The organism is Pseudomonas sp. HS6, from assembly GCF_023375815.1.
Classification (GTDB): Bacteria; Pseudomonadota; Gammaproteobacteria; order Pseudomonadales; family Pseudomonadaceae; genus Aquipseudomonas.
Genome location: NZ_CP067412.1, coordinates 1,923,201 through 1,944,311, shown reverse-complemented (window position 1 = coordinate 1,944,311; position 21,111 = coordinate 1,923,201). Strand labels below are relative to the sequence as shown.

Here is a 21,111-nt window from a genome sequence, read left to right as displayed (position 1 = left end):
GCGCCGTCCACTTTCCCACGAGTATTCAAGAGGACTCCCATGCGTCTTATCCGCATGCTGCTGCCAGTACTGGCTCTGACCACCCTCACGGCTCACGCCGATGACAAGGATGTGGCACGCCTGACCCAATTGCTGGAAACATCCAAGACCCTGACCGCGAACTTCTCCCAACTCACTCTCGACGGCAGCGGCACCCAGTTGCAGGAAACCACCGGCGACATGACCCTGCAGCGTCCGGGCCTGTTCTACTGGCACACCAATGCGCCCGCCGAGCAGACCATGGTCTCCGACGGCAAGAAAGTCACCCTGTGGGACCCGGACCTTGAGCAAGCCACCATCAAGAAACTCGATGAGCGCCTGACCCAGACCCCGGCCCTGTTGCTGTCCGGTGACGTGTCGAAGATCAGCCAGAGTTTCGATATCAGCGCCAAGGAAGCCGGTGGCGTGATCGACTTCACGCTGAAGCCGAAAACCAAGGACACCCTGTTCGACAGCCTGCGTCTGTCGTTCCGCAACGGTCTGGTCAATGACATGCAACTGATCGACAGCGTCGGCCAGCGCACCAACATCCTGTTCACCGGGGTGAAGGCCAACGAAGCAGTCCCGGCCTCCAAGTTCAAGTTCGACATCCCCAAGGGTGCCGATGTGATCCAGGAATAAACACAGAGGTTTCAACGGTACGTGATGGATCTGTTTCGCAGTGCACCGATTGCCCAGCCACTGGCCGCCCGCTTGCGGGCGACCAATCTGGATGAGTACGTCGGTCAGGAACACGTGCTCGCTCGTGGCAAGCCTTTGCGCGAAGCGCTGGAGCAGGGTGCCCTGCATTCGATGATTTTCTGGGGCCCGCCGGGCGTGGGCAAGACCACCCTGGCGCGGTTGCTGGCGGAAGTCTCGGATGCGCATTTCGAAACGGTCTCGGCCGTATTGGCCGGGGTAAAAGAAATCCGTCAGGCGGTGGAAATCGCCAAACAGCAGGCCGGCCAGTACGGCAAGCGTACGATCCTGTTTGTCGACGAAGTTCACCGCTTCAACAAGTCCCAGCAGGACGCCTTTCTGCCTTACGTCGAAGACGGCACGCTGATCTTCATCGGGGCGACCACCGAAAACCCTTCCTTCGAATTGAATAACGCGTTGCTGTCGCGGGCACGAGTCTACGTACTCAAGAGCCTCGATGAGGCGGCGTTGCGCAAACTGGTGCACCGCGCACTGACCGAAGGGCGTGGCCTGGGCAAGCGCCATCTGACCCTCAGCGATGAAGGCTTCCAGATGCTGCTGTCCGCTGCCGACGGCGATGGCCGACGCTTGCTCAATCTGCTGGAAAACGCCTCGGACCTCGCCGAAGACAACAGCGAGATGGGCACCGAGCTGCTGCAAAGCCTGCTCGGCGACACTCGTCGGCGTTTCGACAAGGGCGGCGAAGCGTTCTACGACCAGATTTCCGCGCTGCACAAATCGGTACGCGGCTCGAACCCGGACGGCGCGCTGTACTGGTTTGCGCGGATGATCGATGGCGGCTGCGATCCGCTGTATCTGGCCCGCCGCGTGGTGCGCATGGCCAGTGAAGACATCGGCAATGCCGACCCGCGCGCCCTGAGTTTGTGCCTGGCAGCATGGGAAGTGCAGGAGCGTCTCGGCAGCCCCGAGGGCGAACTCGCCGTGGCCCAGGCCATCACGTATCTAGCTTGCGCGCCGAAAAGTAACGCGGTGTACATGGGCTTCAAGACCGCGCTGCGGGCCGCTGCCGAACATGGCTCGCTGGAAGTGCCGCTGCACCTGCGCAACGCACCGACCAAATTGATGAAACAATTGGGTTATGGCGACGAATACCGCTATGCCCACGATGAACCGGACGCCTACGCGGCCGGCGAAGACTACTTTCCGGAAGAGCTCGACCCTATTCCGTTCTACCAACCGGTGCCCCGTGGCCTGGAACTGAAGATTGGCGAGAAGCTCAACCACCTCGCCCAACTCGATCGTTTAAGCCCCCGGCAGCGGAGAAAATAGTGATTCGAACGATTCTTGCGGTGTCCGTGGCGGGCATCGCTGGTACATTACTGCGTTTCGCGGCTGGCAATTGGGTCAGCGCCAATTGGCCCCGGCATTTTTATGCGGCAACGCTGGCGGTCAATCTGGTCGGCTGCCTAATCATCGGCCTGCTATACGGACTGTTTTTGACCCGGCCGGAAGTGCCGATCGAAATCCGCGCCGGTCTGATCGTCGGCTTTGTCGGCGGTCTGACGACTTTTTCATCCTTTTCACTGGATACGCTGCGTTTGCTGGAAAGCGGACAGGCCCTGATAGCCTTCGGTTATCTGGGCATCAGCGTGTTCGGCGGCCTGCTCGCGACCTGGGCTGGCCTGACTTTGACCAAACTTTGATAACGAGAAACCGACATGCTCGATTCCAAACTGTTACGTAGCAACCTCCAGGACGTAGCGGACCGCCTGGCTTCCCGTGGCTTTGCCCTGGATGTCGCGCGCATCGAAGCGCTGGAAGAACAGCGCAAGACCGTCCAGACCCGCACCGAAGCACTGCAGGCTGAACGTAACGCGCGTTCCAAATCCATCGGTCAGGCCAAGCAGCGCGGCGAAGACATCGCGCCGTTGATGGCGGACGTCGAGCGCATGGCGGGCGAACTGAGTGCCGGTAAAGTCGAGCTGGACGCGATCCAGACCGAACTGGATTCGATCCTGCTGGGCATCCCGAACCTGCCGCACGAGTCGGTACCGGTTGGCGAAGATGAAGACGGCAACGTCGAAGTCCGCCGCTGGGGCACTCCGACTGCTTTCGACTTCCCGGTTCAGGACCACGTGGCCCTGGGCGAGAAATTCGGCTGGCTCGACTTCGAAACCGCCGCCAAGCTGTCCGGCGCACGTTTCGCGCTGCTGCGTGGCCCGATTGCCCGTCTGCACCGTGCACTGGCGCAGTTCATGATCAACCTGCACGTCACCGAGCACGGCTATGAAGAGGCCTACACGCCTTATCTGGTTCAGGCCCCGGCGCTGCAAGGCACTGGTCAACTGCCGAAGTTCGAAGAAGACCTGTTCAAGATCGCCCGCGAAGGCGAAGCCGATCTGTACCTGATCCCGACCGCCGAAGTGTCGCTGACCAACATCGTGGCCGGTGAAATCGTCGATTCGAAGCAGCTGCCGATCAAGTTCGTTGCCCACACTCCGTGCTTCCGCAGCGAAGCCGGCGCGTCGGGTCGTGACACCCGCGGCATGATCCGCCAGCACCAGTTCGACAAGGTCGAGATGGTACAGATCGTCGAGCCGTCGACGTCGATGGACGCGCTGGAAAGCCTGACTGCCAACGCCGAGAAAGTCCTGCAACTGCTAGGTCTGCCTTACCGTACCCTGGCGCTGTGCACCGGCGACATGGGCTTCAGCGCGGTCAAGACTTATGACTTGGAAGTGTGGATCCCGAGCCAGGACAAATACCGTGAAATCTCGTCGTGCTCCAACTGCGGCGATTTCCAGGCCCGCCGCATGCAGGCGCGTTTCCGCAACCCGGAAACCGGCAAGCCTGAGCTGGTGCACACCCTGAACGGTTCCGGCCTGGCGGTCGGTCGTACGCTGGTTGCGGTGCTGGAAAACTACCAGCAGGCCGACGGCTCGATCCGTGTGCCAGACGTGCTGAAGCCGTACATGGGTGGCCTTGAGGTCATCGGCTAAATGAAATATCTGCCGCTGTTTCACAACCTGCGCGGCAGTCGTGTGTTGGTCGTCGGTGGGGGGGAGATTGCCTTGCGCAAATCCCGCCTGCTGGCCGATGCCGGTGCGCTGCTGCGGGTGGTCGCACCTGAAATCGAAGCGCAACTGCGCGAACTGGTTGCCGCCAGCGGTGGCGAATGCCTGTTGCGGGGCTACGCCGAAACGGATCTGGACGGTTGCGGGCTGATCATTGCCGCCACCGACGATGAAGCCTTGAACGCGCAAGTTTCCGCCGATGCTCATCGGCGCTGCGTGCCGGTCAACGTGGTGGATGCGCCGGCGCTGTGCAGCGTGATCTTCCCGGCGATTGTCGATCGTTCACCGCTGATCATTGCGGTCTCCAGTGGCGGCGATGCGCCGGTGCTGGCCCGGCTGATCCGCGCCAAGATCGAAACCTGGATTCCCTCGACCTACGGCCATCTGGCCGGTCTGGCCGCGCGGTTTCGCGATCAGGTCAAAGGCTTGTTTCCCGATGTGCAGCAGCGTCGCGGTTTTTGGGAAGACGTGTTCCAGGGGCCGATTGCCGACCGCCAGCTGGCCGGGCAGGGCGCCGAGGCCGAGCGTCTGTTGCAGGCGAAAATCGACGGCGAAGCGAGTGTTACCACTGGCGAGGTCTATCTGGTCGGCGCAGGGCCGGGTGATCCGGATCTGCTGACCTTCCGCGCCTTGCGCCTGATGCAGCAAGCCGATGTGGTGCTGTATGACCGTTTGGTCGCTCCGGCGATTCTTGAGCTCTGCCGTCGCGATGCCGAACGGATTTACGTCGGCAAGCGTCGCGCCGATCACGCCGTGCCGCAGGATCAGATCAACCAGCAACTGGTGGATCTGGCCAAGGCCGGCAAGCGAGTGGTGCGGTTGAAGGGCGGTGATCCGTTCATCTTCGGCCGTGGCGGCGAAGAGATCGAGGAACTGGCGGCCCATGGCATCCCGTTCCAGGTGGTGCCGGGCATCACGGCGGCCAGCGGTTGCGCGGCGTATGCCGGGATTCCGCTGACCCATCGCGATTACGCGCAGTCGGTGCGTTTCGTCACCGGTCACTTGAAGGACGGTTCCACCGATTTGCCGTGGGCCGACCTCGTCGCGCCGGCGCAGACGTTGGTGTTCTACATGGGCCTGGTGGGGTTGCCGATCATCTGCGAGCAGTTGATCAAGTATGGTCGTGCGGCCGATACCCCGGCAGCGTTGATCCAGCAGGGCACCACAGTCAATCAGCGAGTCTTTACCGGCACGCTGGCCGATCTGCCGCGTCTGGTGGCGGAGCATGAAGTACATGCGCCGACATTGGTAATCGTCGGTGAAGTGGTGCAACTGCGCGAGAAACTGGCGTGGTTCGAAGGCGCTCAGGCGCAGGTCTGAAAGCCGAGTAGCCCGCATCGCTGGCAAGCCAGCTCCCACAAGGAATTGCGTGATGCTGAAATTTCAGCTTTAACACAAAACCTGTGGGAGCTGCGGTGCGACGACTCGACTTGCCAGCGATTGGGCCCTCAAGAACTGCATGAATATCAGGCCTTGCGCCAAACCCCTTTCCCGCCCAACCGGTCCCGGTCATGGGCGATATTGAAATCCTGCTCCGGCCCCTTCGGCACAATCCCGGTCGGGTTGATGGTCTTGTGGCTGCCGTAGTAGTGATTCTTGATGTGCTGGAAATCCACGGTCTCGGCAACGCCCGGCCACTGGTACATCTCCCGCAGCCAGTTCGACAGATTCGGATAATCGCTGATCCGCCGCAGATTACATTTGAAGTGCCCGTGGTACACCGCGTCGAAACGAATCAGCGTGGTGAACAGGCGCACGTCCGCCTCGGTCAGGTATTCGCCCGTCAGATAACGGTTGGCGCCGAGCACCTGTTCCAGATGATCGAGTTCGGCAAACACATCGTCGAATGCTTCTTCATAGGCCTTTTGCGAAGTGGCAAACCCGGCGCGATAAACGCCGTTGTTCACGGCGGGGTAGATCCGCTCGTTCAGCGCATCGATCTCGCCGCGCAACGGCGCCGGATAGAAGTCCAGATCGTTGCCGGTCAAGTCATCGAAGGCGTTGTTGAACATGCGGATGATCTCCGCCGATTCATTGCTGACGATACGCTTGAGTTTCTTGTCCCACAGCACTGGCACGGTGACGCGCCCGGTGTAGTCGGCGGTGTCAGCGGTGTAGCGCTGGTGCATGAAGTCGAAGTGGTCGAGTTTGTCGCCGGTCGAGCCGAGGTTCTGGTCGAAGGTCCAGCCGTTTTCCAGCATCAGCCAACTGACGACCGAAACATCAATCAGACTTTCCAGGCCCTTGAGCTTGCGCAGAATCAGTGTGCGATGCGCCCACGGACAGGCGAGGGAGACGTAAAGGTGATAACGCCCGGCTTCGGCGGCAAAACCGCCTTCACCGCTCGGGCCAGGCTCGCCATTGCGAGTGACCCAGTTACGGCGCTGCGCCTGTTCGCGCTGGAACGCGCCGTCCTTGCTGCTTTCGTACCACTTGTCCTGCCAGCGGCCGTCGACGAGTAAACCCATGATCAAGACTCCAGAAACCAATAATCGTTGGAGTCGAGTCTATTCCGATGAGTTCGAACAAAAAGCGCAAAGATCGGGCGTGAATGATCGGTTAAATCGATTTGTTCCTTGTGGCCCAGTATTGCTCTGCGGTTTCGAAGGCTTGTTCCCGGCTTTGGCCAAGACCACGCAGCGCCAACGCCATGGTCGAAATCAGCGCCATTTGCGGGTAGCTATCGACCACATCGCCGCGCCATACGGCCTTCAGATGCTCGACATCCAGCGACGCCGGTTTGACGTGGCGTTGTGCCGACAACTGCGGCCATTCCTCGTCCCAGCTCTCGCCGCCGGTGGTGCCGTACAGGTGGCTGTCGGCATCCGGGTTGATCTCGATTTCGCCGCCATCGCCCTTGACCACGATCGCCGTGTCGCCGAGCAAGCCGCTGGCATCGCGGTGCACGGCTTGGTAGCCGGGGTGGAAAATACTCTGCAAGCCGCAACGCGCGCCCAGCGGATTGAGGATCCGCGCCAGCGAGTGAATCGGCGAGCGCAGACCGAGGGTGTTGCGCAGGTCGATCATTCGTTGCAGCTGCGGCGCCCAGTCCACCAGCGGCATGAACGCCAGGCCGCCATTGTCGAGTGCCGCACCGGCCTGTTGCCAGTTGCGGCAAAGTGGGATGTTCAGCTCGCCAAGCAGTTGTTCGGTATACAAACGCCCGGCGGTGTGCGCGCCACCGCCGTGCATGAAGATGCGCACGCCGTTCTGCGCCAGGCACTTGGCCGCCAGCAAATACCACGGTAGATGACGTTTCTTGCCGGCATAGGTCGGCCAGTCCAGATCGACCTTCAGTGCTGGCGCCTGCAAACGTTCACGCAGGGCTTCGGTGAAGCCAGCCATTTCCTCGGCGCTTTCTTCCTTGTGCCGCAGCAACATCAGGAAGGCACCAAGCTGGGTTTCCTCGACCGCCTCGTCGAAGATCATGCCCATGGCTTCCCGGGCTTCCTCGCGGGTCAGGTCGCGGGCGCCGCGCTTGCCCTTGCCGAGGATGCGCACGAACTGGGCGAACGGGTGTTCGGCCGGCGTTTCGAGGGTCAGCGCTGGATAGTCGGTCATAGGCAATTCGTCGGTTTGGGCAGGCCCGCCAGTTTCGCGGCGAGTTTGGCAGGGGTGCCTTTGAACAGTCGGTTCAGGTGCAGGCTGTTGCCTTTCTCTGCGCCGAGCTTGAGTGCGGTGTATTTGATCAGCGGCCGGGTGGCCGGGGACAGCTGGAATTCGGCGTAGAAGCTGCGCAGCAGTTCGAGGACTTCCCAGTGCTCGGCGCTCAACTCGATGTCTTCGGCGGCGGCGAGGGCGCTGGCGACTTCGGCCGACCAGTCGTTGAGGTCGACCAGGAAGCCGTCCTTGTCCAGTTCGATGGCGCGGGCGCCGACGGTCAGCGCATTCATAGCCAGCTATTGACCTTGTCGTGGTGGATCGACAGCTCGACGAAGGCCGGGTAATCGATGGCTTCGGCCCAGTCCGGAACCTGCACGGCGCGGGCTTGCGCGTCTTCGACCAGCACGAACAATTTCACCTTGCGGGATTCCAGCGCACTGAACGGCGCAGTGCCGGGTTGCAGCGCATAAACAGCATCGCCAGACAGCAGCAGCGCGTCGGCAGAACCGAGCAGGCGCAGGCAACTGGTCAGGCGTTCGTCGCCGAACGGAGAGTGGGACAACACATGCAAAGTCGACATCAGAGGGTGATCACCTGGTCGTAACGGTCAATGAGGGCGGTGATTTGCTCGGCGGCCAGAGGCAACGCCTCGTCCAGCGAGCGATCGCCGAGGCCGCGAGCACTGGCGCTGTCGGCGCAGTAGAACAGCGCTTCGACGCCAAACATCGGCAGCGCTTGCAGGTTGGCGCTCAGGTCTTTCTGTTGCAGGGCCTTGGCGTTCTGCCCCGCGGCCAGTTGCAGCACGCCGTCGTCGAGAAACAGCAGACCGATCGGCAGATCGAAGGCGCCGCCAGCCAGCACAATGTCCAGCGCTTCGCGGGCGCCGGGGCCGGACCACGGCGATTGACGGCTGATAATCAGAAGGGACTTGGCCATGTCATGCGCCTCCGAAGCAGATCAGGCGGTCGGCGTCCTGAACCGCATCATGCAACTGGCCGAGGCCGGACAATTCCCACGGTGCGCTGACCGCCACCGCATCACGCTGATAACGCCCGGCTTCCTCGGCATTCAACACGCCACGTCGCAGAGCGGCGGCGATGCACACCACGCCGTCGAGGTTGTGTTCGGCGATGAAGCTGCGCCACTGCTTGGGCAGGTCCAGTTCGTCCTGCGGAGTGACCACGGCGTCGGACGCGTTGTAGACACCGTCCTGATAGAAAAACAGCCGGACAATTTCATGCCCGCCCGCCAGGGCTGCCTGCGCGAACAGCAAGGCACGGCGCGAGGAGGGCGCATGGGCGGCGGAAAACAACGCAATGGCGAACTTCATGACGGACTCGATCAGCAAAACTGCGGCCATGATAAAGCTTTCTCGGCGGGGCGGCGAAGTGGATGTTGCCGCAGAGTTCAGCGCGGCATGTAACCCAACTGCCAGCGCCGAGGGATTTTCAGCGAGACCAGGCCGATTAACGCAGCCAGCAAACCGCTGGCGTACAGCGCTTTGAGCCCCAGGTGATGCTCCAGCACGGCACCGAGGATGGCGCCGATGAACATGCCGCTCCACGGCACCAGTTGCACGCGCCAACCATTGCGACGCTCGCCCATTATCCAGCGCCCCAGACCGCGACCGAACCGCGAGAGTGCACCGGTGACATAGGTCAGCCCGACCGCCAGACCGTTCACTTCTTCCACTGCGGCATTGAGCATGCCCATGGCGATAATCGCCGCCAGCAGTGCCGGCAGTTGCACGTCTGACGGCCAGGCGGCGGCTCCGCAGAGCAGCGTCGCGATGCACAGCAGCAACGGCAGCGCGCGGCGCCCGCCGAGGCGCCCGATCACCACGCCGAGGGCGTTGCCCAGGATGAACGTGGCGACCAGGATCACCAGCCGCAGCGTCAGACTCACATCGCCATCACTGATCGCCACCGCCAACCGTGTGGTATTCCCGCTCATGAATGAAACGAAGTCGCCACTGGCCATGAAACCAATGGCATCGGTCATCCCCGCCAGGACCGAGAGCGCGGCCACCATTGCCAGCCCTACGCGTCCGCGCCATTTCTGCGTATGCAGGTGGCCGGGGCTGGCGCGGTGAGTCGAGGCGGTTGGCAGCATTGGCGCGGATGTCCTTGCGTAGAGGTCAGGGTTCTATGCCATAAAGGTCGCAATATTCCAGCCAGTCCATCCCGGCCATCTCCGCCACCTCTCGATGCACTTCCAGGCGTTGCGCCTGATAGTCCTCGGGCGTTGTGGCGGTCAGTTGCAGCGTCAGCTCCCAGGCGAACAAGCCCTGGCTTTCGGCCTCGGCTTCGAACGCTTCGTGCAGACGTTCTTCGCGGTACTGTGCCGGGGTTTCGCCCTTGGCCTGGGCCAGCAATGGGTTGAGATGATCGAGGGCTTCGCGCACTTCAGGGTGTGCATCGAGAAACAGTTTCAGGGCATGTTCATGTCGCTGGTCGGTAGGCGCCATGGGGTTTCCTTGTGGGGCTAATGACCTTTAATGTGCCGCAGCGGCCGGCGGGTGTCGCGCTTTAAATGCAGTAAAGCAGAACGATTTTGCGCGTTGCGGTGATACAGTCCGTTTTTTTCCGAATGAGCGAATGCAATGCGAATGCTGATGGTGGCACTGGCGGCAACCCTGCTGGCCGGTTGCGCGGGTTCGGTGATGGAAGACGCCCGCACGCAAACCCCTTACAAGATCCTCAACTCGGACAAACCCGAGAAAGTCGTGGCCCAGTGCGTGCAATTCGCCTGGCAGGATGAGGCCGTGTTCGGTGTGGATGCAGCGGCGTATCTGCAACCGGGCAAGAAGGGCGGCTCGACGGTTTACACCCGTTCGGCGGAGTCGTTTGTCGACGTGACCACTGATGCGTCCGGCACGGTGCTGAGCTACTACGCGCAGAAGGATGACTTTGTCGCCAAACGCCGATTGGCGGCGTTGGCGACCTGCCTGTAAATCTGGCGTTCCGCGGGGCTCAGACGTCCAGACGTTTCTGGAAAAACATTCGTTTGTGCCCCGGCGGGTAATCCACCAGCTCGCCAAACTGGCTATACCCCAGCTTCTTGTAGAACTCCGGCGCCTGAAAATCGAAGGTGTCGAGCCAGGCCCCGATGCAACCCTTCTCACGCGCGAGGTCTTCGGCCATGCGCATCAGTTTCGACCCGATCCCCTGATGGCGACCTTGTTCCGGCACCGACAGCAGATCGACGAACAGCCACTGGCAGACCAACCGGCCATAGAGCCCACCCAGAATGGTGCCGTGTTCATCGCGTACCAGCAGCGTGAGCGGCTCCGATACGGCAATCCCGGCCTGAGCAACGTTATAGGCGTGCAGCGGCGCCAGAATGGCCAGGCGCTCTTCTTCCGTGGATTCCTGCGACAGCTCGATCCGTAAACTCATGTGCAACATCCTTATGGCAGTGAACCGGCAGCCTATCGCGCCTCGGTCAATTGATCCATCCCGGCATCGAACAGTTGGAACCGTCGCTCCCGCGCCGGGGTCTAGCCCTTTGAGGCGTTCATTCAGAATGCGTTTGTCGAGGAGAGTCCATGAACATTTTCGAAGCCCTTCGCGAGAGTCACGATCGCCAGCGCGGCTATGCCAAGACCTTGATCAAGACCAGCGGCGACACCCCGGAACGCGTCGAAGCCTACAAGCAACTGAAAGCCGAACTGCAGGCCCACGAAACAGCCGAAGAGCGCCACTTCTACATCCCGTTGATGGAGTTCGACAACGGTGTCGATCTCAGTCGCCACGCCATCGCCGAGCATCATGAAATGGACGAAATGATGGAGGAACTCGACGAGACTGAAATGTCCAGTCCGGCCTGGCTGGCCACAGCTAAAAAGCTTTCGGATAAGGTCCATCACCACTTGAAGGAAGAGGAGCAGAAGTTCTTCCAGATGGCCGGCAAGCTGCTCGACGATAAGCAGAAAGAACAGCTCGCCGGGCAGTACGAAAAGGAGTTCAAGGCGCAGCTTCCCTGAGCCGGTGAATGCAGGTTTTTGTAATAACGCCGTGTAAGCTTTTTGCCATGCGTCGGGTGAGCGTCGTCGCAATATACTGTATTTATATCCAGTGTTTTCGGTGTTTCAGGAAAACTGCACGGCAGGCTGCGACAAAACCGCCGATGGACAAAAAATCCCCCTCCGTTAGCTTGAAGGCCTCTCCTCGGAAAGGAGAGTTCTTAAATCAACGGAGTGAAAAACATGAATCAACCACAAGCTCAAAACCAACTGCGACACGGTCGCGTCATTTCCCCTGCAAGCCGCGGTGCGGTGGCCATCGAACAAGGATTGCTCGGTGGCTGGCAGGTCAACGAGATGGAAGGTGGCAAGAACTTCCCGGCACTGGTGGCCGGCCCGTTCCCGGCACCTTTCGAGTCGGATAACCCGAGTGTCGTGCCCCCGGCCGACGGTCACATTCTCAGCGGTGGCAAGGACGATGCCCGCGATTGCGTGAACTTCACCGAAGAGGAAATGAGCAAGAAACTCGGTCGCCCATTCACTTGGCCACTGCTCAACGTAACACCTGGCCAGACCCTTGAAGTCAAATGGGAATACACCGCGCCGCACACCACTCGCGGTTACCGATGGCTGATCACCAAGGATGGCTGGGACCCGAAACAACGCATCACCCGTGCACAACTGGAAACAAAACCGTTCGCCGAGGACTTCTATCCGCAAGTGCCGTACTACAGTCATGCGGCGGAGCTGAAGGCCAAGGTCAATCACGCGGTGAAACTTCCGGCCAACAAGCAGGGTCATCACGTTGTTGTCTTGATGTGGATCGTCGCCAACACCGGCAACGCCTTCTATCAGGCCTTCGATGTGGACTTCAAATAAGTCCGTATCACCCATCTACACGTTCTGAAGGATTAGAACATGTCAAATATCGACTTCACCTTATTGCAAAACCAGGCGAGCGACGCGGCCTCGCTGATGCCGAGCATCGCCGGCAAGAAGATCCTCATGGGCTTCTGGCACAACTGGCCAGCCGGCCCGAGCGATGGATATCAGCGCGGCCAGTTCGCCAATATCGCCCTGGAAAACGTGCCCAAGGACTACAACGTGGTTGCGGTCGCGTTCATGAAGGGCAGCGGGATTCCGACCTTCAAGCCGTTCAACGTCTCCGACGCCGAGTTCCGCCGTCAGGTTGGCGTACTCAACAGTCAGGGTCGGGCCGTGCTGATTTCCCTCGGCGGCGCCGATGCGCACATCGAGTTGCGTGCCGGGCAGGAGCAACCGCTGGCCAACGAAATCATCCGTCTGGTGGAAACCTACGGCTTCGATGGGCTGGACATCGATCTTGAACAAAGCGCGATTGATTTCGCTGCCAACAAGACCGTCCTGCCGGCCGCGCTGAAACTGGTCAAGGATCACTACGCAGGCCAGGGCAAGCACTTCATCATCAGCATGGCGCCGGAGTTTCCGTACCTGACCACCACCGGTAAATACGTCGGTTACTTGCAGGCGCTGGAAGGCTACTACGACTTCATCGCGCCGCAGTTCTACAACCAGGGCGGCGATGGTGTCTGGGTCCCGGAGGCCAACAATGGTAACGGGGCGTGGATCGCGCAGAACAACGATGCGCTGAAAGAGGACTTCCTCTATTACCTGACTGAAAGCCTGGTGACCGGCACTCGCGGGTTTACCAAAATCCCAGCGGACAAGTTCGTCATCGGCCTGCCAGCCAACGTCGACGCCGCTGCCACCGGGTACGTGATCGACAAGAACGTGGTCGGCAATGCGATGAAACGCCTGGCGGTCAAAGGGCACCCGATCAAGGGCCTGATGACCTGGTCGGTGAACTGGGACAATGGCACCAGCAAGGATCGCGTGCCGTACAACTGGGAGTTCAGTCGGCGTTATGGTCCGTTGATCAACGGCGCAGGAGCCGCCTCGCCGGAACCTGATATCGCAATTACAGGCATGGCCCGTCAGCAGTAAACGAATGAAAAAGCCCGGTAGCGCTGCCGGGCTTTTTTTCGCCTAACATGGGGCCTCCCGATGACAACAATGGATGAAGCGTCATGCCCAACACCGCCGAGCGGATCAATATCGTCGACACTCAGGTGTTGTCCCACGACTGGTATCTGCTGAAGAAAATCACCTTCGACTACCTGCGCAACAACGGCGAATGGCAACGCCAGACCCGCGAGGTCTACGACCGTGGCAATGGTGCGGCAATTCTGTTGTTCAACCGCGAAAAACGCACAGTGGTACTGACTCGCCAGTTCCGTCTGCCGGTGTTCGTCAACGGTCACGACGGTTTGCTGATCGAGGTCGCTGCCGGGTTGCTGGAAGGCGCAGCACCGGAGCAGCGCATTCGCGATGAGGCCGAAGAGGAAACCGGTTACCGCGTGCATGACGTGAAGAAGGTATTCGAGGCTTACATGAGCCCGGGTTCAGTGACCGAGAAGCTGCACTTCTTCGTCGCCGAGTACGACGCGAAGTCGAAGGTCAGTGACGGTGGTGGCCTGGAAGAGGAAACCGAAGAACTTGAAGTGCTGGAGTGGCGTTTCGACGATGCACTGGCAGCGTTCCATCGAGGCGAAATCTGCGATGCCAAGACCATCATGCTGTTGCAGTACGCGGCGATGAATAACTTCTTCGACGCTTAAAACAGATCACCGGTTTTACCGATGTCTGACCACTGGCCACCTTCCAGTGTCAGCAACCGCTCTTTGGCTTCAAGGCCCCCGGCAAACCCGGTCAGTTTTCCCGAGGCGCCGATCACCCGGTGACAGGGTGCGATGATCGAAATCGGGTTTCTCCCGTTTGCCGCGCCAACGGCACGCACCGCGCTGGGGTGGCCGATCTGGTGGGCAATCTGGCTGTAGGTGCGGGTTTCGCCAAACGGGATGGTCAGCAATGCGGCCCAGACCTTTTTCTGGAACTCGGTGCCGGCAAAGTCCAGTTCCAGATCGAACGCATTTCGCGTTCCGGCAAAATATTCTTCCAGTTGCCGGGCGGTTTTCATCAATACCGGATTGTCCGGGGCTTCGCTCATCGGCCCGAGGCGAACCCGGTTCGGTTTGTCGTTTTCCCAGAGGATGGCGGCCAGTCGTGAGCCGTTCGCGACCAGCTTCAACTCGCCAACGGGCGAGGGCAGGGTGATGAACGTGTAGGCCATGGGGAAAACTCCGGATCGGGTCGGCAACAGCGCCCAGCATACTGCCGGATCGGGGAGGCGCAAACCGCAATCGCGACCATACTGGCTGATGCTCTTGAAGCGCTTTCCTACCTTATAAAAAGAAGAGACCGACTCATGAAGTACGAACCTTTTGCCAAATCGCTGATTGCGACCTCACTGGCGCTCAGCTGCCTCATGGCCCACGCCGCCTCGGTGGCACCGGTCGCCGCCGAAAACGGCATGGTGGTCACCGCCCAGCATCTGGCGACCCATGTGGGTGTCGATGTGCTGAAAAGTGGAGGCAATGCGGTGGATGCGGCGGTCGCCGTAGGCTACGCACTGGCGGTGGTTTACCCGGCAGCGGGCAACCTCGGTGGTGGTGGCTTCATGACCATTCAACTGGCGGACGGACGCAAGACCTTCCTCGACTTCCGGGAGAAAGCTCCGCTGGCCGCAACGGCCGACATGTACCTCGACAAGCAGGGCAACGTCATTCCGGACCTGAGTACCCGTGGTCACCTCGCGGTTGGCGTTCCCGGCACCGTGTCCGGCATGGAGCTGGCGCTGACCAAGTACGGCACTAAGCCGCGCAAGGACATGATCGCCCCGGCGATCAAACTGGCGGAAGAAGGTTTTGAGCTGGAGCAGGGTGACGTCGATCTGCTGGATTACGCCACCGACGTGTTCAAGAAGGACATCAAGGATTCCGGCTCGATCTTCCTGAGCAACGGCGAGCCGATGCAGGTCGGGCAGAAACTGGTGCAGAAGGACCTCGGTAAAACCCTGCGCACCATTTCCGAAAAAGGCGCGGACGGTTTCTATAAAGGCTGGGTCGCCGACGCGATCGTCACGTCCAGCCAGGCCAACAAGGGCATCATCACCCAGGCCGACCTCGACAAATACAAGACCCGCGAACTGGCTCCGGTGGAGTGCGACTATCGCGGTTATCACGTCGTGTCGGCGCCGCCGCCAAGCTCCGGCGGGGTGGTGATCTGCCAGATCATGAACATTCTCGAAGGCTACCCGATGAAGGATCTGGGCTTCCATTCGGCCCAGGGCATGCACTATCAGATCGAGGCGATGCGTCACGCCTATGTGGATCGCAACAGCTATCTGGGCGACCCGGATTTCGTAAAGAATCCGATCGAACACCTGCTGGACAAGAACTATGCGACCAAGCTGCGTGACGCGATCCAGCCGCAAAAGGCTGGTGTGTCTGCGGAGCTCAAACCCGGCGTTGCGCCCCACGAAGGCAGCAACACCACGCACTATTCGATCGTCGACAAATGGGGCAACGCGGTGTCTGTCACCTACACCCTCAACGACTGGTTCGGCGCAGGCGTGATGGCGAGCAAGACCGGGGTAATCCTCAACGATGAAATGGACGACTTCACCTCGAAAGTCGGCGTGCCGAACATGTATGGCCTGGTGCAGGGCGAAGCCAATGCCATCGCGCCCGGCAAGGCGCCCTTGTCGTCGATGAGCCCGACCATCGTCACCAAGGACGGCAAGGTGGTGATGGTGGTGGGCACGCCGGGTGGCAGCCGCATCATCACGGCAACCTTGCTGACCATGCTCAATGTCATTGACTACGGCATGGGCCTGCAGGAAGCGGTCGATGCGCCGCGTTTCCACCAGCAGTGGATGCCGGAACAGACCAACCTCGAGGACTACGCCGCCAGCCCCGACACGAAGAAGATTCTCGAGAGCTGGGGCCATAAGTTTGCCGGCCCGCAGGATGCCAACCACATCGCCGCGATTCTGGTCGGCGCACCGTCGCTGGGCGGTAAACCGGTCGGCAAGAACCGCTTCTACGGCGCCAACGATCCACGGCGCAACACCGGGTTGTCATTGGGTTACTGAGAAGGGTAAAAAGGGGGCGGGCACACGTCCGCCCCTGTCTCAAGGACCGATCAAGGAAGGCTCACCATGACCACCGCATTGCTGATCATCGATGTCCAGCGCGCCCTGTGCACAGGCGAATATGAGTGCCACGACATCAAACGGGTGATCGACTCCATCAACGGCCTCAGCGCCCGTGCTCGCCAATCCGGCATTCCAGTGGTGCTGATCCAGCACAACGAAAAAGACAGCCCGCTCGCCCACGGCGCCGAGGGCTGGCAACTGGCTGACGGACTGGCCACCGCGCCCGGCGATCTGCGCGTCGACAAGACCGCCAACGACTCGTTCTATCAGACCAACCTGCAGAAACTGATCCCCCGAGAAGATTTCGATCGCCTGGTGATCTGCGGCCTGCAAACCGATTACTGCGTCAACGCTACCGTGCGCCAGGCCCATCAACTGGGCTACGACGTGGAGCTGGCGGCCGACGCGCATTCCACCGTCGACAACGGCAACATGAGCGCCGAAGACATCATCGCCGAGCACAACAAGGACTGGGCGCACCTGACCGGTTCCGTGGCGCGGATCGATGTGAAGCCGGCGGCGGACATCGCGTTCTGATGCTCGTTTGCCGAAGCCTTCGGTTGTCTGCCAGCAACCGGTAAAAAATCCAGAGCATCGATAGCCTGGGCCCGGCATACTGCCGCCGCCTCAGGAATGGAATCTGTCGATGCTCGCATTCAATCTCCGTCACGCCTTGTTGCTGACATCCCTCGTTTTTGCTGCCAACACCCACGCCGCCAGTTTCGACTGCGCCGGCGCTTCCAGCCCGGTTGAAAAAGCCATTTGTGCGGATCCGTATGTCTCGAGTCTTGATGAGAAACTTGGGGTGCTTTGGCGGACAACGTTGGCGCAGGTGGCTGACCCGCAAGCGCTCAAGGCCGATCAAAGAGCATGGTTGAAGAACCGCAGCCTTTGTGGCGGTGAACCGGCGTGCTTGAGTCGTGAATATCTGATGCGCCTGACTGAGCTGAAATATGCGACCAGAACGTTCTCATGGGATGCCACATGGCAGTTGATTCCTCACGGGGTGAACTCGGGATCTGAAGTGATCATCAAGCGTCAGGACGCCACACACATCCGCTTTGGGGTTTCAGCGCAGGAGGGTGCCAACTCTGGTGATCTGGAAGGTATTGCTGTGTTGAACGGTGGTGAAGCCCGTTTCGAAGAGGGTAGTTGCACGCTTGTTTTTCGAGCGATCAATGGTGTTCTGGATGTCACACAGAATGGCGATGACGCTGATTGCGGTGCCGGTATGGGTGTCTTTTACTCAGGTCGTTATGTGGTGTCTGATAAACCACTTTCGATGAATTACAACTTGCTCAGCCTTGGAGTTGCTCGTACGCAGCAAGAGGACCAGGCGTTGCATAAACTGCTCAAGGGTGATTATCAGAAGCTGGTGGACCGTACGAGTACCATGACCGTCGGCGATCCGGCGGTTGATGTGCCTGATGCAGAGGTCGTCGAGATGTGGGTGCGCGGACTGGGCAATATGAACGCGGCCATTCTGATGCGTGCGGCCAGTAACCGTTTCTGGGTGCTGATGTTGGTGCCTGAGAAGGAGGGGCATACGCGAGCCCGTTATTACACCAATGTACCGGAATGGAAAAAGCGTCTGCCTGCTCAGTTCCAAGCATGGTACGAGCGGATGGAAGGTGACCGCGCACTACCTCTGGACATCATGCCCTGACCCTCCCGCTCAAGTCGCAAACATCAACCTGCGAACATCACTCACCGGCTCGGACACCACCCCACCCAATACCAGCCGCGTAATGGTATCCGCCGCCGTTTCATAATCCTCATCCTGCGGCACTTCCCGCCCGGTGATGCGCCCCATCTGCCAGCCAATGTTGGTGTAGGTGCGCGTCGCCGACCAGATGAACAGCATCAAATGCTCGGGGTCTACCGGCGCCAGCAAGCCGCGCTCGATCCAACTGCGCAAACACTCGACATTGCGCCGGGCTTCCGCGTGCAGTAGGTCGCGGCATTCATCCGGCAACTGGCGACCGCCCAGCAGCAGTTCACCACTGAACACCTTGGCAATCGCCGGATGCTCGCGGGCGATGCGGATGCGTGCCGCGACGTAGGCGCGCAGGCCGATCAGCGGGTCGTCACTTTCGCGCAGTACCGCCGAGGCTTCCAGCAGCGGCTCGACGAAGCCGAGCAGCACTTTGCCGTAGAGGTTTTCCTTGCTCTGGAAGTAGTAGTAAAGATTGGCCTTGGGCACCCCGGCGCGGGACGCGATGTCGCGGGTCTGGGTCGCGTCGAAACCGTTGGCGGCAAACTCTTCGCTGGCGGCTTTGAGGATCTGTTGCTGGTTGCGTTCGCGGATGCTGCTCATGGACGGCATGGAAGGTCTGGCCATTTCGGGTTCGCAATATACAAAACTATACAGCGGTTAGGCCAGCGAACTCGACGGACAGCGCTATGCTGGTGCAACCAATGGAATCGATCGGGGAGGGGATATGAGCCTTCAGGCACTGCGCGCCCACGCGGAACATCTGGATGCGGTGGCCAAACTGTTCGACGGCTATCGCGGTTTCTATGGCCAGCCGTCGAACCTGGCACAATCGCGAGCCTTTATCGCCGAGCGCATGGCCGGCAACGAATCGGCGATTTTTCTGGTGGAGGATGAACGCGGCGAAGCGCTGGGGTTCGTGCAACTGTACCCGACATTTTCTTCGATAGACGCCCACCGCACCTGGCTGCTCAGCGACCTGTTCACCACGCCGGCCGCCCGAGGTCGTGGAGTCGGGCGATTGCTGATGAACACCGCACGCGACTTCGCCTTGGAAACCGGCGCCAAGGGGCTGGTGTTGGAAACCGCCACTGACAACTTCACGGCCCAAGGTTTGTACGAGTCCCTCGGTTGGGTACGTGACACCGGGTATTACACGTATGTGCTGGACCTGCGGCAGGGCTGAACCGGTACTATTTTCAGGTTTTCCCGAATCAGGTCTTTTCCCGAGCGCGGGCGATCACTAGAATCCGCCCCGGCACTCCGCAATGGAGGCTATTTGATATCATTTTAGGGACGACATAATGCATCTCGGGAAAATCCTTGCGCTGGGTCTGGTGCTTACGCTGGGCGGTTGTGCCAGTTTCACCCAGGACGAAGTGGCGCCAGTCACACTGCCGTCGATGGCCAGTTATGCCAACAAGCCTAACGTTTTTGTGCACTTCGACTTCTATCAGGGCGAGCCGAAAAGCGCTTCCGCCGTGGAAATGCCGCAAGCGCGGGATATGCTCAAACCGCAATTGCAAACAGTCCTGAAGGATTCCGGCCTGTTTGGTCGAGTGACTTTTGACGAGTTCGAGAAACAACCTGGCGACTACAGCCTGCGCCTGAAAATGTACAACCATCCGCCCAATGGCGGTGAGATGGTGCTGGCATTCATCAGCGGTCTGAGCATGACGATTATTCCGGCCTACGCCACCGACCAATACACCATGAGCCTGGAAACGCTCGATCAGCAAGGTCAGCCGCTGTCCACCGCAAGCAACCATGACGCGGTTGGCACTTGGATGGGCATCTGGTTCCTCCCTCTGGCGTTCAACACGCCGAAAGCAGCAGTGACCGATACCTTCACTCGTCAGGTCAACGCGTTGCTCAAAGAATGGGCCGACAGCAACCGTCCGAAATATTCGGGTATCTGACCCGTCCACACGAATGGGCAGTGAAAAAAAGAGCCGCAATCGCGGCTCTTTTTTTGCCCTTACTTCAGGGCCTGGATGAACTGCGGATCGCTGTAGAGATCCTTCAGCAAGTCCTTCAGCATCGGGTTGTAGGCATTGGCAGCTTTGGGAATCGCGATTGCGCCGAAGAAGCTGCTGCTCCACGCGTGGCTGACATCCTTGGTGGCGTCGTACACTACGTCGTTGCCGTTGCGCAGGGTGAAGCGCGCAGCAATAGTGCCATCACCGGAACCCATGCCGGCGTTCAACTGGTTTTTCAGCACCAGCACTTGCAACTGGCGCGACGCGCTCGGGTCGAGCAGGCCAGCCTTGCGCAGTTCCTCGGTGATGGCGTCCTGGATATGCGCCGGAATGCTGCCAGTCGGCGAACTGATCGGGTTGGCCCGTACCGTCAGCGAGCCTTCTCCCGGCGCCGCTGTCACTTGCGGGTTGCTGATCGCGTGCAGCGACGGTGTCTGCTTGAGCTTCTGGACGTTGTCGTAACTTGGCTCGTAGCGGGTCATGGTCACGCCACAACCTTGAAGCAACAGGGCCAGCAGCGGGACGAGCAGCAGAGATTTTTTCACGGCATTTCCTTGCGTGCAGAAAAGAGGGGCGAATTATGGGCAGAGTGCCATCATCGGACAAGCCTATTGCCTCGACTCATTGTGACTGCCGTAACAAATCCTCGATCTGCGTCAGTTCCCAAGTGCTCAGCAGGCTGACCGGATCGGTGCCGAAGCGTTGCCGGGTATCGAGCTCCCAGACGCGGCCATTGCGACAACGGCATAGCTCGCAGTGGTGCAGATGCCGGCCATCAAAGTCGAGCAGCAAATGCCAGCCCTCAATATCGACCTCGACCTGTCCGGCGCGAGAGCCCAGTATCTGCAACCGGCGCACGCTCAGCGCCGCGTCGCGCAGGCGCTGACATACTTCGCGGGTGGTCAATTCGGTCGACATGGGGACTCTCGATCAATCAAGACAGCGTGCAAGCATAGAGTGCTGACCCGCAGCTGTCAGCGATCACTGGCCCGCGTCCGGGCATT

General features: G+C 60.2%; 27 protein-coding genes and 1 pseudogene. 15 read left to right on the top strand and 13 right to left on the bottom strand.

Annotated features, from left to right (window positions below; all coding sequences use genetic code 11):
* Positions 1–39 precede the first annotated feature (39 nt).
* The 5 genes from lolA to cysG are packed head-to-tail and all read left to right on the top strand — an operon-like array spanning position 40 to position 5,072.
* Positions 40–660 (top strand): outer membrane lipoprotein chaperone LolA, encoded by a 621-nt coding sequence (lolA, locus tag JJN09_RS08990; RefSeq protein ID WP_007958184.1) that lies wholly within the window; start codon positions 40–42, stop codon positions 658–660.
* 24 nt (positions 661–684) lie between these two features.
* A complete protein-coding gene (locus JJN09_RS08985) occupies positions 685–2,007 on the top strand; it encodes a replication-associated recombination protein A (RefSeq protein ID WP_249486920.1) in 1,323 nt (440 codons plus the stop codon).
* Complete coding sequence (crcB, locus tag JJN09_RS08980; protein WP_096822646.1) at positions 2,007–2,381, top strand: fluoride efflux transporter CrcB; 375 nt, start codon at positions 2,007–2,009, stop codon at positions 2,379–2,381. The genes JJN09_RS08985 and crcB overlap by 1 nt, the downstream gene beginning before the upstream one ends.
* A 15-nt stretch (positions 2,382–2,396) precedes the next feature.
* On the top strand, positions 2,397–3,677 hold the full coding sequence (serS, locus tag JJN09_RS08975) for a serine--tRNA ligase (RefSeq protein WP_192558399.1): 1,281 nt from the start codon (positions 2,397–2,399) through the stop codon (positions 3,675–3,677).
* On the top strand, positions 3,678–5,072 hold the full coding sequence (cysG, locus tag JJN09_RS08970) for a siroheme synthase CysG (RefSeq protein ID WP_249486918.1): 1,395 nt from the start codon (positions 3,678–3,680) through the stop codon (positions 5,070–5,072).
* Between the two features lie 146 nt (positions 5,073–5,218).
* On the opposite strand, the gene JJN09_RS08965 is transcribed toward cysG, so the two are convergent.
* From JJN09_RS08965 to JJN09_RS08930, 8 genes are all read right to left on the bottom strand, one after another.
* Complete coding sequence (locus JJN09_RS08965; RefSeq protein WP_249486916.1) at positions 5,219–6,220, bottom strand: glutathione S-transferase family protein; 1,002 nt, start codon at positions 6,218–6,220, stop codon at positions 5,219–5,221.
* Positions 6,221–6,311: 91 nt separating this feature from the next.
* Entirely contained in the window at positions 6,312–7,313 is a 1,002-nt protein-coding gene (locus tag JJN09_RS08960) for a glycosyl transferase family protein (RefSeq protein WP_249486914.1), read from the bottom strand.
* On the bottom strand, positions 7,310–7,645 hold the full coding sequence (locus JJN09_RS08955) for a TusE/DsrC/DsvC family sulfur relay protein (RefSeq protein WP_085732133.1): 336 nt from the start codon (positions 7,643–7,645) through the stop codon (positions 7,310–7,312). Before JJN09_RS08955 ends, JJN09_RS08960 begins: the two co-directional genes overlap by 4 nt.
* The gene (gene tusB, locus JJN09_RS08950) at positions 7,642–7,935 is read right to left on the bottom strand and encodes a sulfurtransferase complex subunit TusB (protein ID WP_249486913.1); all 294 of its coding nucleotides are present in this window, start codon (positions 7,933–7,935) and stop codon (positions 7,642–7,644) included. Before tusB ends, JJN09_RS08955 begins: the two co-directional genes overlap by 4 nt.
* Positions 7,935–8,291, bottom strand: a complete 357-nt coding sequence (tusC, locus tag JJN09_RS08945) for a sulfurtransferase complex subunit TusC (RefSeq protein WP_249486911.1) — start codon at positions 8,289–8,291, stop codon at positions 7,935–7,937. Before tusC ends, tusB begins: the two co-directional genes overlap by 1 nt.
* A gap of 1 nt (position 8,292) precedes the next feature.
* Entirely contained in the window at positions 8,293–8,685 is a 393-nt protein-coding gene (gene tusD / locus JJN09_RS08940; protein WP_249486909.1) for a sulfurtransferase complex subunit TusD, read from the bottom strand.
* A 77-nt stretch (positions 8,686–8,762) separates the two neighbouring features.
* Entirely contained in the window at positions 8,763–9,467 is a 705-nt protein-coding gene (locus tag JJN09_RS08935) for a YoaK family protein (protein ID WP_249486907.1), read from the bottom strand.
* 25 nt (positions 9,468–9,492) lie between these two features.
* A complete protein-coding gene (locus tag JJN09_RS08930) occupies positions 9,493–9,822 on the bottom strand; it encodes a DUF6388 family protein (RefSeq protein ID WP_249486905.1) in 330 nt (109 codons plus the stop codon).
* Positions 9,823–9,957: 135 nt separating this feature from the next.
* On the opposite strand from JJN09_RS08930, the gene JJN09_RS08925 reads away from it, so the two are divergent.
* Positions 9,958–10,308, top strand: coding sequence for a hypothetical protein (locus tag JJN09_RS08925; RefSeq protein ID WP_249486903.1), 351 nt, complete (start codon positions 9,958–9,960; stop codon positions 10,306–10,308).
* A 19-nt stretch (positions 10,309–10,327) separates the two neighbouring features.
* Here the strand turns inward: JJN09_RS08925 and JJN09_RS08920 are convergent, their stop codons facing one another.
* Entirely contained in the window at positions 10,328–10,753 is a 426-nt protein-coding gene (locus JJN09_RS08920; protein WP_249486902.1) for an N-acetyltransferase, read from the bottom strand.
* A gap of 149 nt (positions 10,754–10,902) precedes the next feature.
* Between JJN09_RS08920 and JJN09_RS08915 the strand changes: the two genes are divergently transcribed.
* The 4 genes and pseudogenes from JJN09_RS08915 to JJN09_RS08900 all read left to right on the top strand — a co-directional run bounded on the left by JJN09_RS08915 (position 10,903) and on the right by JJN09_RS08900 (position 13,976).
* Positions 10,903–11,340 (top strand): hemerythrin domain-containing protein, encoded by a 438-nt coding sequence (locus JJN09_RS08915; protein ID WP_085712365.1) that lies wholly within the window; start codon positions 10,903–10,905, stop codon positions 11,338–11,340.
* Positions 11,341–11,562: 222 nt separating this feature from the next.
* Entirely contained in the window at positions 11,563–12,198 is a 636-nt protein-coding gene (locus JJN09_RS08910) for a lytic polysaccharide monooxygenase auxiliary activity family 9 protein (RefSeq protein WP_249486900.1), read from the top strand.
* Between the two features lie 39 nt (positions 12,199–12,237).
* Positions 12,238–13,239: pseudogene (locus JJN09_RS08905) on the top strand (chitinase); the annotation flags it as partial.
* Positions 13,240–13,385: 146 nt separating this feature from the next.
* Entirely contained in the window at positions 13,386–13,976 is a 591-nt protein-coding gene (locus tag JJN09_RS08900; protein ID WP_249486898.1) for an NUDIX domain-containing protein, read from the top strand.
* Here the strand turns inward: JJN09_RS08900 and JJN09_RS08895 are convergent.
* Positions 13,973–14,488 carry a methylated-DNA--[protein]-cysteine S-methyltransferase gene (locus tag JJN09_RS08895; protein WP_249486896.1) on the bottom strand — a complete coding sequence of 172 codons (516 nt, stop codon included), beginning with the start codon at positions 14,486–14,488 and terminating at the stop codon, positions 13,973–13,975. The genes JJN09_RS08900 and JJN09_RS08895 overlap by 4 nt on opposite strands.
* Positions 14,489–14,623: 135 nt before the next feature.
* On the opposite strand from JJN09_RS08895, the gene ggt reads away from it, so the two are divergent.
* From ggt to JJN09_RS08880, 3 genes are all read left to right on the top strand, one after another.
* Positions 14,624–16,351 carry a gamma-glutamyltransferase gene (gene ggt, locus JJN09_RS08890; RefSeq protein ID WP_249486894.1) on the top strand — a complete coding sequence of 576 codons (1,728 nt, stop codon included), beginning with the start codon at positions 14,624–14,626 and terminating at the stop codon, positions 16,349–16,351.
* A 66-nt stretch (positions 16,352–16,417) separates the two neighbouring features.
* A complete protein-coding gene (locus tag JJN09_RS08885; protein WP_249486892.1) occupies positions 16,418–16,951 on the top strand; it encodes a cysteine hydrolase family protein in 534 nt (177 codons plus the stop codon).
* A gap of 109 nt (positions 16,952–17,060) precedes the next feature.
* A complete protein-coding gene (locus tag JJN09_RS08880) occupies positions 17,061–18,080 on the top strand; it encodes a lysozyme inhibitor LprI family protein (RefSeq protein ID WP_249486890.1) in 1,020 nt (339 codons plus the stop codon).
* A 9-nt stretch (positions 18,081–18,089) separates the two neighbouring features.
* Here JJN09_RS08880 and JJN09_RS08875 read toward each other — a convergent pair whose 3' ends face one another.
* A complete protein-coding gene (locus tag JJN09_RS08875) occupies positions 18,090–18,731 on the bottom strand; it encodes a TetR/AcrR family transcriptional regulator (RefSeq protein ID WP_249490780.1) in 642 nt (213 codons plus the stop codon).
* Positions 18,732–18,855: 124 nt separating this feature from the next.
* Here JJN09_RS08875 and JJN09_RS08870 point away from each other — a divergent pair, with 124 nt between their 5' ends.
* Together JJN09_RS08870 and JJN09_RS08865 are read left to right on the top strand one after the other, a co-directional pair.
* Positions 18,856–19,314: a GNAT family N-acetyltransferase gene (locus tag JJN09_RS08870; RefSeq protein WP_249486888.1), complete on the top strand. Its 459-nt coding sequence runs from the start codon at positions 18,856–18,858 to the stop codon at positions 19,312–19,314.
* 118 nt (positions 19,315–19,432) lie between these two features.
* Positions 19,433–20,047 carry a hypothetical protein gene (locus tag JJN09_RS08865; RefSeq protein ID WP_249486886.1) on the top strand — a complete coding sequence of 205 codons (615 nt, stop codon included), beginning with the start codon at positions 19,433–19,435 and terminating at the stop codon, positions 20,045–20,047.
* A 59-nt stretch (positions 20,048–20,106) separates the two neighbouring features.
* Here JJN09_RS08865 and JJN09_RS08860 read toward each other — a convergent pair whose 3' ends face one another.
* Together JJN09_RS08860 and JJN09_RS08855 are read right to left on the bottom strand one after the other, a co-directional pair.
* Positions 20,107–20,652, bottom strand: a complete 546-nt coding sequence (locus tag JJN09_RS08860; protein ID WP_249486884.1) for a hypothetical protein — start codon at positions 20,650–20,652, stop codon at positions 20,107–20,109.
* 76 nt (positions 20,653–20,728) lie between these two features.
* Complete coding sequence (locus JJN09_RS08855; RefSeq protein WP_249486882.1) at positions 20,729–21,025, bottom strand: hypothetical protein; 297 nt, start codon at positions 21,023–21,025, stop codon at positions 20,729–20,731.
* Between the last annotated feature and the right edge of the window lie 86 nt (positions 21,026–21,111).

Excerpts from the sequence above, each read along its gene's own strand:
- lolA (WP_007958184.1), top strand. The coding sequence starts at position 40 with ATGCGTCTTATCCGCATGCTGCTGCCAGTACTGGCTCTGACCACCCTC.
- JJN09_RS08985 (WP_249486920.1), top strand. The coding sequence starts at position 685 with ATGGATCTGTTTCGCAGTGCACCGATTGCCCAGCCACTGGCCGCCCGC.
- serS (WP_192558399.1), top strand. The coding sequence starts at position 2,397 with ATGCTCGATTCCAAACTGTTACGTAGCAACCTCCAGGACGTAGCGGAC.
- cysG (WP_249486918.1), top strand. The coding sequence starts at position 3,678 with ATGAAATATCTGCCGCTGTTTCACAACCTGCGCGGCAGTCGTGTGTTG.
- JJN09_RS08965 (WP_249486916.1), bottom strand. The coding sequence starts at position 6,220 with ATGGGTTTACTCGTCGACGGCCGCTGGCAGGACAAGTGGTACGAAAGC.
- JJN09_RS08960 (WP_249486914.1), bottom strand. The coding sequence starts at position 7,313 with ATGACCGACTATCCAGCGCTGACCCTCGAAACGCCGGCCGAACACCCG.
- JJN09_RS08955 (WP_085732133.1), bottom strand. The coding sequence starts at position 7,645 with ATGAATGCGCTGACCGTCGGCGCCCGCGCCATCGAACTGGACAAGGAC.
- tusB (WP_249486913.1), bottom strand. The coding sequence starts at position 7,935 with ATGTCGACTTTGCATGTGTTGTCCCACTCTCCGTTCGGCGACGAACGC.
- tusC (WP_249486911.1), bottom strand. The coding sequence starts at position 8,291 with ATGGCCAAGTCCCTTCTGATTATCAGCCGTCAATCGCCGTGGTCCGGC.
- tusD (WP_249486909.1), bottom strand. The coding sequence starts at position 8,685 with ATGAAGTTCGCCATTGCGTTGTTTTCCGCCGCCCATGCGCCCTCCTCG.
- JJN09_RS08935 (WP_249486907.1), bottom strand. The coding sequence starts at position 9,467 with ATGCTGCCAACCGCCTCGACTCACCGCGCCAGCCCCGGCCACCTGCAT.
- JJN09_RS08930 (WP_249486905.1), bottom strand. The coding sequence starts at position 9,822 with ATGGCGCCTACCGACCAGCGACATGAACATGCCCTGAAACTGTTTCTC.
- JJN09_RS08925 (WP_249486903.1), top strand. The coding sequence starts at position 9,958 with ATGCGAATGCTGATGGTGGCACTGGCGGCAACCCTGCTGGCCGGTTGC.
- JJN09_RS08920 (WP_249486902.1), bottom strand. The coding sequence starts at position 10,753 with ATGAGTTTACGGATCGAGCTGTCGCAGGAATCCACGGAAGAAGAGCGC.
- JJN09_RS08915 (WP_085712365.1), top strand. The coding sequence starts at position 10,903 with ATGAACATTTTCGAAGCCCTTCGCGAGAGTCACGATCGCCAGCGCGGC.
- JJN09_RS08910 (WP_249486900.1), top strand. The coding sequence starts at position 11,563 with ATGAATCAACCACAAGCTCAAAACCAACTGCGACACGGTCGCGTCATT.
- JJN09_RS08900 (WP_249486898.1), top strand. The coding sequence starts at position 13,386 with ATGCCCAACACCGCCGAGCGGATCAATATCGTCGACACTCAGGTGTTG.
- JJN09_RS08895 (WP_249486896.1), bottom strand. The coding sequence starts at position 14,488 with ATGGCCTACACGTTCATCACCCTGCCCTCGCCCGTTGGCGAGTTGAAG.
- ggt (WP_249486894.1), top strand. The coding sequence starts at position 14,624 with ATGAAGTACGAACCTTTTGCCAAATCGCTGATTGCGACCTCACTGGCG.
- JJN09_RS08885 (WP_249486892.1), top strand. The coding sequence starts at position 16,418 with ATGACCACCGCATTGCTGATCATCGATGTCCAGCGCGCCCTGTGCACA.
- JJN09_RS08880 (WP_249486890.1), top strand. The coding sequence starts at position 17,061 with ATGCTCGCATTCAATCTCCGTCACGCCTTGTTGCTGACATCCCTCGTT.
- JJN09_RS08875 (WP_249490780.1), bottom strand. The coding sequence starts at position 18,731 with ATGAGCAGCATCCGCGAACGCAACCAGCAACAGATCCTCAAAGCCGCC.
- JJN09_RS08870 (WP_249486888.1), top strand. The coding sequence starts at position 18,856 with ATGAGCCTTCAGGCACTGCGCGCCCACGCGGAACATCTGGATGCGGTG.
- JJN09_RS08865 (WP_249486886.1), top strand. The coding sequence starts at position 19,433 with ATGCATCTCGGGAAAATCCTTGCGCTGGGTCTGGTGCTTACGCTGGGC.
- JJN09_RS08855 (WP_249486882.1), bottom strand. The coding sequence starts at position 21,025 with ATGTCGACCGAATTGACCACCCGCGAAGTATGTCAGCGCCTGCGCGAC.